Annotated in this window: 11 protein-coding genes and 2 pseudogenes; 7 read left to right on the top strand and 6 right to left on the bottom strand. The window is 71.9% G+C overall.

Annotation, left to right across the window (positions count from 1 at the left end):
• The coding region (locus tag P1P70_RS29940) for an ATP-binding protein (protein WP_319243228.1) at positions 1 to 2,698 on the bottom strand (2,698 nt) is incomplete at its 3' end.
• Between the two features lie 371 nt (positions 2,699 to 3,069).
• Between P1P70_RS29940 and P1P70_RS29935 the strand changes: the two genes are divergently transcribed.
• Positions 3,070 to 6,456 (top strand): FAD-binding and (Fe-S)-binding domain-containing protein, encoded by a 3,387-nt coding sequence (locus tag P1P70_RS29935; RefSeq protein ID WP_413471577.1) that lies wholly within the window; start codon positions 3,070 to 3,072, stop codon positions 6,454 to 6,456.
• A gap of 287 nt (positions 6,457 to 6,743) precedes the next feature.
• The gene (locus P1P70_RS29930; protein WP_192361739.1) at positions 6,744 to 6,983 is read left to right on the top strand and encodes a hypothetical protein; all 240 of its coding nucleotides are present in this window, start codon (positions 6,744 to 6,746) and stop codon (positions 6,981 to 6,983) included.
• On the opposite strand, the gene P1P70_RS29925 is transcribed toward P1P70_RS29930, so the two are convergent.
• From P1P70_RS29925 to P1P70_RS29915, 3 genes are all read right to left on the bottom strand, one after another.
• Positions 6,980 to 7,339: a DUF952 domain-containing protein gene (locus P1P70_RS29925; RefSeq protein ID WP_319243226.1), complete on the bottom strand. Its 360-nt coding sequence runs from the start codon at positions 7,337 to 7,339 to the stop codon at positions 6,980 to 6,982. The genes P1P70_RS29930 and P1P70_RS29925 overlap by 4 nt on opposite strands.
• A gap of 113 nt (positions 7,340 to 7,452) precedes the next feature.
• Positions 7,453 to 7,740 (bottom strand): hypothetical protein, encoded by a 288-nt coding sequence (locus P1P70_RS29920; RefSeq protein WP_319243223.1) that lies wholly within the window; start codon positions 7,738 to 7,740, stop codon positions 7,453 to 7,455.
• On the bottom strand, positions 7,740 to 8,012 hold the full coding sequence (locus P1P70_RS29915) for a hypothetical protein (RefSeq protein WP_319243221.1): 273 nt from the start codon (positions 8,010 to 8,012) through the stop codon (positions 7,740 to 7,742). Before P1P70_RS29915 ends, P1P70_RS29920 begins: the two co-directional genes overlap by 1 nt.
• A gap of 167 nt (positions 8,013 to 8,179) precedes the next feature.
• On the opposite strand from P1P70_RS29915, the gene P1P70_RS29910 reads away from it, so the two are divergent.
• Positions 8,180 to 8,443, top strand: coding sequence for a winged helix-turn-helix domain-containing protein (locus tag P1P70_RS29910; RefSeq protein ID WP_192361746.1), 264 nt, complete (start codon positions 8,180 to 8,182; stop codon positions 8,441 to 8,443).
• Positions 8,444 to 8,492: 49 nt separating this feature from the next.
• On the opposite strand, the gene P1P70_RS29905 is transcribed toward P1P70_RS29910, so the two are convergent.
• Positions 8,493 to 8,672: a hypothetical protein gene (locus tag P1P70_RS29905; RefSeq protein WP_319243218.1), complete on the bottom strand. Its 180-nt coding sequence runs from the start codon at positions 8,670 to 8,672 to the stop codon at positions 8,493 to 8,495.
• A 79-nt stretch (positions 8,673 to 8,751) separates the two neighbouring features.
• On the opposite strand from P1P70_RS29905, the pseudogene P1P70_RS29900 reads away from it, so the two are divergent.
• Positions 8,752 to 9,297: pseudogene (locus tag P1P70_RS29900) on the top strand (DUF5753 domain-containing protein); the annotation flags it as partial.
• Between the two features lie 99 nt (positions 9,298 to 9,396).
• Positions 9,397 to 10,517 (top strand): annotated as a pseudogene (locus tag P1P70_RS29895) (IS630 family transposase).
• Between the two features lie 21 nt (positions 10,518 to 10,538).
• Here P1P70_RS29895 and P1P70_RS29890 read toward each other — a convergent pair.
• Positions 10,539 to 11,000, bottom strand: a complete 462-nt coding sequence (locus tag P1P70_RS29890; protein ID WP_319243215.1) for a GNAT family N-acetyltransferase — start codon at positions 10,998 to 11,000, stop codon at positions 10,539 to 10,541.
• Between the two features lie 261 nt (positions 11,001 to 11,261).
• Between P1P70_RS29890 and P1P70_RS29885 the strand changes: the two genes are divergently transcribed.
• Both P1P70_RS29885 and P1P70_RS29880 read left to right on the top strand, forming a co-directional pair.
• Positions 11,262 to 11,894 carry a DUF6368 family protein gene (locus P1P70_RS29885; RefSeq protein ID WP_319243213.1) on the top strand — a complete coding sequence of 211 codons (633 nt, stop codon included), beginning with the start codon at positions 11,262 to 11,264 and terminating at the stop codon, positions 11,892 to 11,894.
• Between the two features lie 34 nt (positions 11,895 to 11,928).
• A complete protein-coding gene (locus P1P70_RS29880) occupies positions 11,929 to 12,513 on the top strand; it encodes a UTRA domain-containing protein (RefSeq protein WP_319243211.1) in 585 nt (194 codons plus the stop codon).
• Positions 12,514 to 12,542: the final 29 nt, after the last annotated feature.

Genomic DNA, 12,542 nt, shown 5'->3' with positions numbered 1-12,542 from the left:
ATTCGGCGGGGTCCGGGTCCGGGTCCGGGTCGGGATCCGCGTACAGGCCTGAGTGCGCGTACGGGGCCGTGTGCGCGTACGGGTCCTGGTGCGCGTACGGCGACGGGGCCGAGTCCGTGTACAGGTCCGTGTCCACGTCCGTGTCCTGGTCCGGATCCTGGGTGGGCGCGGTGCCCCCCTCCGGGGCGGGGCGGGTGTCCTGTGCGGGCTCCCAGGCCGGCTCCCGTACCGGATCGAGCTCCCACTTCGCCTCCCGTGCGGGATCGGGCGCCCACGGCAGCTCGGCGGCGGCCTCCGCCTCCCAGGCGGCCTGCTTCGCCTCCTCCGGCTGCCACGCGAGCCCTCGCGCGGGCTCGGGCTCCCATCCGGCGTCCGGCACGGGACCGGGTGCCCAGGCCGTCTCCCCTGCGGGTTCGGGCTCGGGCTCGGGTCCGGGTTCCCACGCGGTTCCCCCTACGGCACCCGCACCCCACTGGGGCTCCCGCACGGGCTCCAGCTCCGGCTGCGGCCCCATGGCCTCGGCGGGCGGAGCGGCGTCCTGTACGGGGGCCGGGGTGGCCTCCGGCGCGGGCGGCCCGGCAGGGGCCACGTACCGGTCGACGGCGGCGGCCGGGTTCGCGTACCGGTCCACGGCGGCGGCCGGGTCCGGTGGCGTCGACGGGTCCGGTGGCGTCGACGGGACGGGCGCCCCCGTGGAGCTCTCGTCCCCCGAGGCCGTGCCCTGGACGAACGCCTGGTCCAACCCGCCCGTGCCCCGCACCGCGCGGCGGAAGCTGCTGAAGCGGACCGCGCCGGTGCTCGCGTCCTCGGCGGGCCGCGAGGTGCGTTCCGGACGGGCCTGCGCGTCGGCGGCCTGCGCCCTGGTGCGCGCCTCCGCCTCAGCCAGGGACTGGCCGCGCCGACGCCGGGGGAGCGCGTCGGAAGCAGGCGTGGGGGAGTCGGTGTCGCCGGCGGTCTCGTCGGGAGCGGTCGTGGACCCGGGCCGGGTGTCGAGAGGTGAGCCCGGCTCGGCGTCGAGTCGCGTGCCCGGCTCGGCGACGTACCCACCGGCGTACCCGGAGCCGAACGCCGGGGCGCCGGAGCCGAATTCGGAGCTGAGCGACGAGGTGAAGGGGGAGGTGTAGGGCCCGCCGTACGCAGGAGAACCGGCCGGCGTGCCCGTCGCCGTACCACCCGGCGGAGCCGGAGGCGGCCGGCGGTAGCCGGACAGGGAGTCGATCAGGGCGTCGGCCACGGGGTCGGCGGTCGGCGGGGCGGGAGCCTCCGGCGGGAACTCGTGTGTGGGCGTCGGCTCGGAGTCCAGGTCGTGCGGGGCGCGCACGCCCGCGTACGGCGGCGACTGGACCGGCGCGTACGGCGGCGACTGCGCGGGCGCGGACCCCGCGAGGGACGTCGGCGTGGGCGGGGCGGTCGGGGCGGACGTCGCGAGGGACGTCGGCGTGGGCGGGGCGGACGTTGCCATGGCGGACGCCGTGGGGGAACCCGTCGTGGACGCCGTAGTCGGGGACGCCGTCGTGGGGATCGTGCTCGCCAGGACGTCCTGCGGGATGAGCATCAGCACGCCCGTGCCGCCGCGCGCGGACGGCCGGAACGAGATCCTCAGCCCGTGCTTGCGGGCGAGGCGGCCGACGACGGCGAGCCCGAGCCGCGTACCGGAGAGAGTCGTGAGGTCGGCCGCCTCGCCCGACACGGCACGCTCGGCGCGACGGAGCTGGACGTCGCTCATGACCAGCCCGGAGTCCTCGACGGAGATGATCGCGCCCGCCGGGACCTCCTCGACGTACACATGGACCTCGGCGGTCGGCGGCGAGAAGTTGGCCGCGTTGTCGAGGAGTTCGGCGAGCGCGTGCATGACGCCCTCGGCGGCGTGGCCGGCGACGGCGGCCTCGCTGGAGGAGTGCAGCCGCACCCGGCGGTAGGCGCCGATCCGGCCCATCGCGCCCCGCAGGATCGACTCCATGGGGATCGGCCGTGCCCAGCGGCGGCCGGAGCGGGCGCCCGCGAGGACGGCGACGGAGTCGGCGAGCCGGCCCGCCTGGGCGGTGCGGTGGTCGAGGTGGAGGAGGTCGCCGAGGACGTCCTCGTCGGCGTGACGTTCCTCCATGGCCCGCAGGTCGGCGAGGGTGCCGGTGGCGAGGGCCTGCATCCGGCCGGCCACGTTGGCGGTCACGGCCAGGAGGGCGGTGCGCTCGGACTCGGCCCGTTCGACGCGTTCGGCGAGCAGGGACCGCTCCTGGGTGCTCTCCTCCGCCGTACGGTCCCGTTCCACGGACAGCCGTTCGCGCTCGCGCTCGGCCTCCGTGGTCAGCCGCACCCGTTCGCGCGCGAACTCGGCCGCGATCCGTGCCCGTTCCTGGACGAACTCCTCGGTCAGGCGACCGCGTTCCTGGGTGTGCTCCTCGGCCGTTCTGGCCCGTTCCTGGAGCAGCAGACCCGTGTCCCGGGAGACCGCGTCCAGCCGCCGGCGCAGCAGCCGTACCGACACGCGCGCGTGCACGGCGACCGCGACGGTCAGCGTCAGCAGCAGGGCGGCCGCGCCCGCGCCGGCCGCGAGGGGTATCCGCACGTCCGGCGGCGCCGGCGCGACGACCGCGCCGACGGCGGTCGCCGAGAGCAGGGCGGTCACCAGGGGTAACGGAAGGACTGAGCGCAGGGCGGGGCGTTCGCCCGGCGGGCGAGGGGTGCTGGGCGCGGTCATCGGCTGGTGTCCTCGGTCGGTTCTGAACTCGGTAACGCAGTCGGTTCCTGGAGTCGGTAACCCGGTCGGTCCCTGAACGAGAAGCGACGTCTGGTGCTCAGTTAGTGCTCAGTTAGTACTCAGTTGGTCTCAGTTTTTTGCTCAGTCAGTGCGCGGTCGGTGCTCAGCTGTTGTTCGGTCGGTGCTCTGTTCGATGCTCAATTGGGCGTCACTATATGGGAGTTCGTGACGGCAGTTGGCCGGTTTCGGGTTGGCTCTCCGGAATCAAGCCAACGTCCCCGGTGAGCGGCGCGCCGCCTGTCCACGGGCCGGACGGTCACTTCACGGCCACGTCGTCGTCACTGTCAGTGGTCGGGTGCATCCTGGAACGCATGACGGACATCGGGGGTGCGACGGGCCGCGGTGCGGCCCGGGCGCGCGACGCGGCAGGTGACGCGGACGCTGCGGAGCTGAGGGGCGCGCTGCCGGCCGCGCTGCGGGCGGCCGGCGTGCGCGGCGAGACCGCGTTCGACGTGACCGCCCGCGCCCTGACGACGATGGACGCGTCCAACTACCGCCGGGTGCCGCTGGGCGTGGTCGCGCCCCGGGACGCGGACGACGTGGCGGCCGTCCTGTCCGTCTGCCGCGAGCACGGCGTTCCGGTCGTCGCGCGCGGCGGCGGCACGTCGATCGCCGGGCAGGCCACGGGCACCGGCGTCGTCCTGGACTTCACCCGGCACCTGAACCACCTGGTCTCCCTCGACCCCGAGGCGCGCACGGCGGTCGTCCAGCCCGGCCTGGTCCTGGACCGCCTCCAGGAGGCCGCCGCCCCGCACGGCCTGCGCTTCGGCCCCGACCCCTCCACCCACAGCCGCTGCACCCTCGGCGGCATGATCGGCAACAACTCCTGCGGCTCGCACTCGGTCGCCTGGGGCACCACGGCGGACAGCGTGCGCGAGCTGTCGGTCATCACGGGGAGCGGCGATGCACGCAGACTGGCCCAGGGCTGGTCCGGCGCGCCGGACGGCCTCCGCCCGCTGGTGGAGCGGGAGTTGGCCCGCCTGCGCACCGGCTTCCCCGACCTCCCCCGCCGCATCTCCGGGTACGCCCTCGACGCCCTCCTCCCGGAGAACGGCGCGGACGTGGCCCGCTCCTTCTGCGGCTCCGAGGGCACGCTCGGGGTGCTCACGGAGGCGGTCGTACGGCTCGTCGAGGCGCCCCGCGCGCGTGCGCTCGCCGTCCTGGCGTACGCCGACGAGAGCGCGGCGGCGGAGGCGGCCCCCGGCCTGCTGCCGCTCGGCCCGCTCACGGTGGAGGGCATGGCGGCGGACCTCGTCCCACCGGGGGCGACCGGCCTCCCGGCGGGCGGGGCCTGGCTGTTCGTGGAGACGGGCGGCGACACGCCCGCCGAGGCGCGGGCCCGCGCCGACGCCCTGGTCCGCGCGGCCGACGCCGCCGACGCTCTGGTGGTCACGGACCCCGCCGCGCAGCGTGCCCTCTGGCGCATCCGCGAGGACGCCAGCGGTACGGCCACCCGCATGCCCGACGGCACCGAGGCCTGGCCCGGCTGGGAGGACTGCGCGGTCCCACCGGCCCGACTCGGCGCGTACCTAAGGGACTTCCGGGGCCTGCTGCGCGCCCACGACCTGCGCGGCACGCCCTACGGCCACTTCGGCGACGGCTGCATCCACGTCCGCATCGACTTCGACCTCCTGACCCCGGCTGGCATCGGCCGCTTCCGCCGCTTCTCCGAGGAACTGGCCGCACTGGTCACCTCCCACGGCGGCTCCCTCTCCGGCGAACACGGCGACGGCCAGGCCCGCGCCGAACTCCTGCCGACGATGTACGGCGCCGAGATGGTCCGGCTGTTCGAGCAGGTCAAAGGCGTCTGGGACCCCGACGACCTCCTGAACCCCGGCATGCTCGTCCGCCCGGCCCCCCTGGACACCAACCTCCGCTTCGCGGTCCTCCCGCGCACCCCCGTGCCGGTGGAGTTCGCGTACCCGGACGACGGCGGTGACTTCTCCGCCGCGGTACGACGCTGTGTGGGCGTCGCGAAGTGCCGTACGACCGAGGTGAGTCCGGCCTCCGGGGCCGTCATGTGCCCCTCCTTCCGCGTCACGGGGGAGGAGGAGCACTCCACGCGGGGCCGCGCCCGCCTGCTGCACGAGATGCTGGCCGGCGAGGTGGTCACCGACGGCTGGCGCTCGACCGAGGTGCGCGACGCCCTCGACCTCTGCCTCTCCTGCAAGGGCTGCCGCTCCGACTGCCCGGTCGGCGTCGACATGGCCACGTACAAGGCGGAGTTCCTCCACCACCACTACGCGGGGCGCCGCCGCCCGGCCGCCCACTACGCGATGGGGTGGCTGCCGCGATGGCTCCGCCTGGTGGCCCGTTCACGCACGGCCGGACTGGTCAACTTCCTCGCCGGGGTGGGGCCGTTGGCGTCGTCGGCGAAACGGCTCGGCGGGATCGCGCAGGAGCGGGAGCTGCCGCGCCTGGCGAGAGTGCCGTTCCTGCGGTGGTACGAGCGCAGACTCAGGGAACCGGACGAGGTGGACGAGGCGGAGGCCGAGGCGCTGTTGGGGGATGAGCCGGTCATCGCGGAGCCTTTCGGCGGCCAGGGCTTGTGGAAGTGGTGGAAGGGACGGAAGCGGCAGTCCGACGGCCGCCCCCTCAGCCCCGACGAACTGGCGGACGCGCTCGCCGAGATGGGCGTCGACCTGGACTTCGAGGCCGACGCCGAGGACGAGGATGGCGAGGACGCCGAGGGGCACGAGGAGGATGAGGAGTACGAGTCGCCGACGACGGTGCTGCTGTGGACGGACACCTTCACGGAGCACCTCTCGCCGTCCGTGGGGCAGGCGGCGCTACGGGTGCTGGAGGCGGCCGGGCTGCGTGTGATGGTGCCGCCCACGCTGCGGACGCGGCGCAGGCCGCCCTGGGCGCGGAGGGCGCGGAGGGCGCGGAGGGCGGAGGCGGGCGAGGAGGCCGCGCTCACCCGGCTGAAGCTCACCCGCACCCTGTACACGATGCGGCAGGGCCGGGCCTGCTGCGGCCTGACATACATCTCCACGGGACAGCTCGACCGGGCTCGTGCGGTGCTGCGGCGCACGCTCGACCTGCTCGAAGTGTTCCTGAACCCTCCTGTTCCCCAGTGGATGTGGGACCAGGACCCGGACCAGGAACAGGACTTCGCCCCCCGCCCCCTCCCCGTCGTCGTCCTCGAACCGAGCTGCGCGGCGACGCTCCGCTCCGACCTTCCCGAACTCTTCCCCGACGACCCCCGGGCCCACCGGCTCGCCACCTCCGTCGTCACGTTCGCGGAGGCGCTTGAGCGGTACGCCCCGCACTGGACGCCACCCGCCATCGACCGCCCGGTCGTCGGCCAGACCCACTGCCACCAGCACGCGGTACTGGGCGACGCCCCCGACCGCCGCCTCCGCGCTGCCGCCGGCCTCACCGGCGCCCTTAGCGGCGGCTGCTGCGGCCTCGCCGGCAACTTCGGCTTCGAGAAGGGCCACTACGACGTCTCCGTGGCCTGCGCCGAGGAGCAACTCCTCCCGGCGGTACGGGACGCGCCCGACGACGCGCTCGTCCTGGCGGACGGTTTCTCCTGCCGGACGCAGCTGGAGCAGCTGGCGGGAAGACGGGGGGCGCATCTGGCGGAGGTCCTGGCGGAGGCGTTGGAGCGCGCGGAGAGGGTGGACGGGCCGGACGAGCCGGGCGAGCCGGGCGAGCCGGACGACGCGGAGCCATCGGTGTCTCCCTCCCGCTGACCGCCCCGAAGAACGTCCGGAAAACGCACCCTTTGGTGCCGGTTGGGCCGAACACCGGTGGTCCGTCGACGCTTCTGGTGCCCCGTGGGCACCTGCGTCCCGGGAGGGGACCACGGGCGGCCACAGAGCGGCACCCCTGCCGACTCATGGCCCCCTCGCTTCCCCTTGTCTCCCTGCGGGCCGCGCCGGGCGGAATTCACGGACGGCCGAGGGGGACGCGTACGGACCTCGTCGTCATTCAATGGGAACTGTCTTGCGAATAGGGGTAAATGGCGAACGGGGGAGCCATGGCTTCAGGGATGCCCGGCAGCGGCGGCGACAATGGCGGCGGCAGCGGTGGTCCAGGTCTCGGCGGAAAGATCGGCGGCTGTCTCGGGCAACTGGGTTGCTCCGTCGTCTTCATCGCCCTCATCGCGGGCATCGGTGCGTCCTGCGACTCCGACAGCGATCCCGAGCAGGGCGACGCCTGCTACGACGTCGGCGAACAGGTGACGAACGCAGCGGGGGAGACCTTCATCTGCGGCTAGCTCGCCCGCAGCCCCACCGCGCGCCCCTCCCCGTCCCACCGGATCTCCAGGACCCTTACGACGGCGTCACGGTCGAGGGGCCCGAACACGTGGGGGAACAGCACGTCCGCCCCGACTCCCGGCGGCGGAGCGGGGTCGGCCGCCTCGAACTCCACCCTGGCGCCGATCCGTTCCTCGTCGAGCACCAGCACATGCAACGGCTTCGGGGCGTCCCGGTAGAAGGCGTTCACGACGGCCAGCGTCGTCGCCTCGTCCGGCGAGCAGTGCACGAACCCGTCCTCCGGGAGTGAGGAGGGGGCGTACGGCTGGTCGGGGCGGGCGTTCCAGGCATCGAGGGATACGACGTGGTAGATCATGCGCCGGTTATAACAGCTGCGTCCGGTGAGGGACGAGGGGCGAGGGGCGAGGGGCGAGGGGCGACGGGCGAGGGGCGACGGGCCTCGGCTCCCGCCGCCCCACACCCCGCACCTCAGTTCAGTCGCCGCAACCGTCGCCCCCGACTCTCGGCCACCCGCAGCGCGTCACCGAGCGCCTCGGTCAACCGCTCGGCCAGGAAGCGGAGTTCACCACGCGGGGTGTCCGGCAGGAGGTCACGGGCGTGGGCGAGAAGTTCGCCGCCCATGCCGAGCTGAATGGACTCGGTGGCATCGGCGAGCCGGGACACCGGCCCGCCCTGCTCGCCGGTGAAGACGTAACACGGTTTGCCTTCGGCTCCGGCCCACGGCAACAACCTCAACTCTCCCTCCTCCGCCGCCATCAGGCAGCCACCTCCATCCCCTGCGCCCAGTACGAACCGGGTACGGCGATGACGTACGGGCGTACGGCGATGGTGGCGGCGCCGTCGAGGAGGCCGTGAACGCCGTATGGGCTGCGGTGAACGGGGAGCGGCGAGTCGGAGGTTGGGAGCGGAGGGACGTGTACGGGAGGGGCGGACGGGCGTGGGTCGGGGTGTGCGACGCGACGGTGTACGCCGGTGGGGTTGAGCACGAGGCTCATCCAGGCGAGGAGGCGACCGATAAGGTCGGTCATTGTCATCAGCTCCGATCTGGTTCGGCTGGTGGCCGCGCCCCGGGACGGCGGACATCCGTCGCCGGGGTCTTTCGTGTGCTCACGCTACTGGAGGCAATACAGGCATGCTAGGGATCTTAGGGATCCTATGAATCGCTCAGATGTCCAAGCATGCGCATGATGGAGGGATGATGGAGTTCGTTCCCGACATCCCGCGCTGGCGCCAGGTGGCCAAGGTGGTGCGCGGTCGGATCGCCGACGGCACCTATCCCCCGCGGACCCGCGTCCCCTCCGTCGTCCAGATCACCGAGGAGTTCGGGGTCGCGAACGCGACAGCACACAAGGTCCTCCGCTCGCTGCGTGAGGCGGGCCTCACCTACACCGAACCCGGCCTCGGCTCCTTCGTCGCGCAGAATCCGCCGGCCGCCGACTCCGCTGTGGAGGCGGACTGAGGCGGAGGTGCAGCGCGCGGAGACACGTACGCGCGCGGGAGTTGTCGATTCAGGCGGTCTGGCGGCGCGCCTTCACCCAGGTGCGGTTGAGGCGCAAGGCGGTGTCGCAGTCGCCGTTCGCGCGGCCGTCCTCGTTCAGGGTTCGGCACGTGGGGCAGTTCATCCCGTGGTCCAGGATCCGCTGGTACGCCGTCTCGGGGGGCTCGTCGGCGCGGCCGTACACCTCCACCTGCACTGTGTGTGGCCGGGCCTGATCCGGTGTCGAGCCAGCGTTCCTTGCTACGGCTCGCGACCGGGCTCCGGCGGATGTGAACGCCGAATCGATGTACCAGGAGTGGCGTCACCAGGTGCGCCGCGGAATGAAGCACCTCCAGGACAGCGTGGTGCAGTTCTTCCACGACACCGAGCTGTTCCGGATCTACTCCTCGACGATGGTCCCGGGCCTGCTGCAGACCGAGGGCTACGCGGCAGCACTGCTGAGCGGCATCGCCGACTTCCGTGGCATCCCGGTCAACGACGGCGCGGCAGCCGCAGCCGTGCGCGTCGAACGGTCGCGCATCATCCACGAGTCAGGTCACCGATTCGTGATGCTTACCGAGGAGTCCGTCCTGTACTCCCAACTGGGTGACGCGGACGTCATGGCCGTCCAACTCGGCTACCTGCTGACTGCCGGAGCGCTCCCGCAGGTGTCGCTCGGCGTCATTCCCATGGCCACGCGCGAGCGCACGCAATGGCCCATCGAGACGTTCCACGTATACGACGACACGCTCGTGTCGGTGGAGTTCCTCTCGGCGGAGGTGAACATCACCCAGCCCTCCGAGATCGCCCAGTACCTGAAGGCGTTCGAGCGGCTACTGCTTTGACCGGGATGGTTCACCGGGTTGTTGCTCGCACTCGGGTCCGCTGAGCGGGTTGGATGTGCGGTGGCATCCGATCCGATCGCTGGAGGCGCGGTGGCTGAGCCTGTCCGTGTGCGCAGACTGACCGATCAGGAGGGGCGGCGTCTGCAGCAGATCGTGCGCTGGGGCAGCACCAGTTCGGTGCGCTACCGGCGGGCGATGATGCTGCTGGCCTCGGCGGCGGGAACCGCGTGCCGGTGATCGCCCAGCTGGTGCAGGCCGACGAGGACACGGTCCGCGATGTGATCCACCGGATCAACGAGATCGGGCTGGCCTGCCTCGACCCTCAGTGGGCGGGAGGCCGTCCCCGCCAGCTCGGCCCTGACGACGAGGACTTCGTCGTGGCGACGGCCACCACCCGCCCATCCAGGCTCGGCCAGCCCTTCACCCGCTGGTCGTTACGCAAACTCGTCGCCTACCTGCGCAAAGTCCATGGCCGGGTGATCCGGATCGGCCGTGAGGCCCTGCGGTGCCTGCTCGCCCGCCGCGGCGTGACCTTCCAGCGGACCAAGACCTGGAAGGAGTCCACCGACCCCGAGCGCGACGCCAAGCTCGACCGGATCGAGCACGTCCTGGAGCACTTCCCCGACCGCGTTTTCGCCTTCGACGAGTTCGGCCCGCTGGGCATCCGCCCCACCGGTGGGTCCTGCTGGGCCGAACGGGGCCGCCCCGCCCGGGTGCCGGCGACCTACCATCGCACCCACGGGGTGACCTACTTCCACGGCTGCTACTCGGTCGGCGACGACACCTTGTGGGGCGTCAACCGCCGCCACAAAGGCGCCGTGAACTCCCTGGCCGCGCTAAAGTCGATCCGGGCCGCTCGCCCGGACGGCGCCCCGATCTACGTGATCATGGACAACCTCTCGGCCCACAAGGGCACCAAGATCCGCGCCTGGGCGAGGAAGAACAAAGTGGAGCTGTGCTTCACCCCGACCAACGCGTCCTGGGCCAACCCCGTCGAGGCGCACTTCGGGCCGCTGCGGCAGTTCACCCTCGCCAACTCCCACCACCCCAACCACACCGTCCAGACCCGGGCTCTGCACGCCTACCTGCGCTGGCGCAACGCCAACGCCCGCCACCCCGACGTCCTGGCCGCCCAACGCCGCGAGCGTGCTCGTATCCGCAGCGAGAAAGGCATCCGCTGGGGCGGACGCCCCCTCGCCGACGCGGCCTGACCGATCTTCTCAGCGGGGGTTCTACTCGTGAGGCTGCCAGGTGTAGCGGACGTCCGGCTCATGTTCCTCGTTGCGCAGTCCGTCAGTGTGCTCGACTGCGATGAAGCCGTGCCGCTCGTAGAACCGTTGGGCTGGTCCGTTGACCTGGAACGTCCACAGTCCCAGTCCATCGGGCCGCTGCTGCTTGGCCAATTCCATGAACCGGTCGCCTACACCCCGACCGCGCCAGGACGGATCGAGGTAGAGCTGTTCGAGTTCCTCGCCATCGAGTACCAGGAGCCCGATCACGGAGCCCTCGGCGACGGCTACCCAAGTCTCGCACTTCGGCACCACCACGTAGGAAAACCAATTCCGCACCTCGTCGTCGCCGTGCGCGCGGCGCACGGTCGGCAGCGCAGCGGTGAAAGAACGCAGCCAAACGTCGGCAATGTCGGCCGCATCAGAGTCATCCGCACGCCGAAACACAAGCTCACTACTGTTCACAGAGCGCGACTATCGCAGATGAGTGATCTTGACGCATCCGGATTTCGAGAGTGCTGTCCTCCCGGCGAACCTATGCGGTCAGAGCACTACGGAGCATGGCCGTGTACGGGGCCGACGCCCGCGCCCTGATCCTCTAGGCCATCGAGGCGCTGCATTGACCAGTCAGCCAGACCACGCGGACCAACCGTCGGGCAGATGCCACGACTGCTGCGATACGCGCTCGCCATGAGGTCGCGGAGTCGAGCGAACTAGGCTCTCGGCATGTCTGGTCCGACTTTGGTGATCGATTTGGCTGAGCCGCTGTCCCCGGCCGCGCTGCGAGAGTTCCGTGCGTTGATGACGGGGCTCTCCACCCACTTCGCCGAGAAGCGGCCCGGGTTCTTCGACGTCAACGTGCCCGCAGAGCGATTGGGCGTCGAGGACAAGCGGGAGGAGGACTGGCGAAAGCCGTTCCCGCTCCCACTTCTCGGCAACACCAGCGCGGACGAGGGACTCACGGCCTTGGTGGGATTCAACCCGCGGCGCGAGGACTGGGGTCGGCCCTTCCTCGTCTACTTGATGGGGCCCGGTGTCGGCGATGAGAGCATTTTCGAGGCCGAGCACGCCGACGAGCCCGAGGTGGAGGCCGTCCTCGGCTTCAGGCCGACCCACGCCGTCAATGTCAGCGCCTGCTGCAATCGCGAGATCGACCACGTGGCCACGGCCCTGCTGACCGCCGCTGTCGTGGACGTCATCGGGGGCGTGGCCAAGGCCGAGCTGCTGGACGGACAGGCGTCGGTCGTCGCGGGCCTTCCGGGGGTGTTGGGGATCACGGACGACGACTGGACGGCGCTGGGAACGGCGGAGTTCCTGCGGGCTTGGGTTCGGCACCCTGCCTTTCGGCTGGTCAAGTAGCCCAGACAGGGGTCGGAGGGACCGGGAGGGTGCGATGGGCGTGAACAGGTGGGTCAGTACCTCGATGCCGTATCTGACGCCGAGGGAGCAGGGGCAGGGCGATGCCTGGGGCGCGGACGCGGCGGCTCAGGGGCGTCGCGGTGCCCAGCGGATTCTGTACGCCGGGGAGGTCGTGGCCCCGGCCGAGGTGGCGCGGCTGCTGGGGCTGACCGAGGGCGAGCTGGTCGTCGTACGCCGCCGCCTGATCCTTCTCGACGATCAGCCGAACGAGCTGACGGACACGTACTACCCGGTCGGCATCGCTCGCGGCACCGGTCTCGTCGAAACCGCCAGGATTCCGGGCGGGGCCATCACGCTGCTCGCCGGACTGGGCCATGTCGGCGCCCGCGTCCGCGAGGACGTGACGGCCGACCACCCGGACGACGGCGAACGCGAGACCCTCCGCACCGCACCGGGCGAACCGGTGCTCCGGCTGACCCGGGTCACCCTCGATCGCGATGACCGCCCGTTCCAGGTCGACCGCATGGTGATGCCGGCGACACGCCAACGCCTGCGCTACGAGATTGCGATCGAGATCGAGACCGCGACCGCGACCGCGACCGATGACGGAGCCGGATGACGGTACCCAAGGGACGCCCGCCCCCGGCC

This window comes from Streptomyces sp. MB09-02B, from assembly GCF_033794485.1.
Lineage (GTDB): Bacteria > Actinomycetota > Actinomycetes > Streptomycetales > Streptomycetaceae > Streptomyces.
The sequence above is the reverse complement of the archived record's forward strand: the minus strand, read 5'-3'. Positions and strand labels throughout refer to the sequence as shown.

Bases quoted from the DNA above. Each gene is read 5' to 3' on its own strand.
- P1P70_RS29930 (WP_192361739.1), top strand. From the start codon at position 6,744: ATGGCTTCAGGGATGCCCGGCAGCGGCGGCGACAATGGCGGCGGCAGC.
- P1P70_RS29910 (WP_192361746.1), top strand. From the start codon at position 8,180: ATGATGGAGTTCGTTCCCGACATCCCGCGCTGGCGCCAGGTGGCCAAG.
- P1P70_RS29885 (WP_319243213.1), top strand. From the start codon at position 11,262: ATGTCTGGTCCGACTTTGGTGATCGATTTGGCTGAGCCGCTGTCCCCG.
- P1P70_RS29935 (WP_413471577.1), top strand. From the start codon at position 3,070: ATGACGGACATCGGGGGTGCGACGGGCCGCGGTGCGGCCCGGGCGCGC.
- P1P70_RS29920 (WP_319243223.1), bottom strand. From the start codon at position 7,740: ATGGCGGCGGAGGAGGGAGAGTTGAGGTTGTTGCCGTGGGCCGGAGCC.
- P1P70_RS29880 (WP_319243211.1), top strand. From the start codon at position 11,929: ATGGGCGTGAACAGGTGGGTCAGTACCTCGATGCCGTATCTGACGCCG.
- P1P70_RS29925 (WP_319243226.1), bottom strand. From the start codon at position 7,339: ATGATCTACCACGTCGTATCCCTCGATGCCTGGAACGCCCGCCCCGAC.
- P1P70_RS29915 (WP_319243221.1), bottom strand. From the start codon at position 8,012: ATGACCGACCTTATCGGTCGCCTCCTCGCCTGGATGAGCCTCGTGCTC.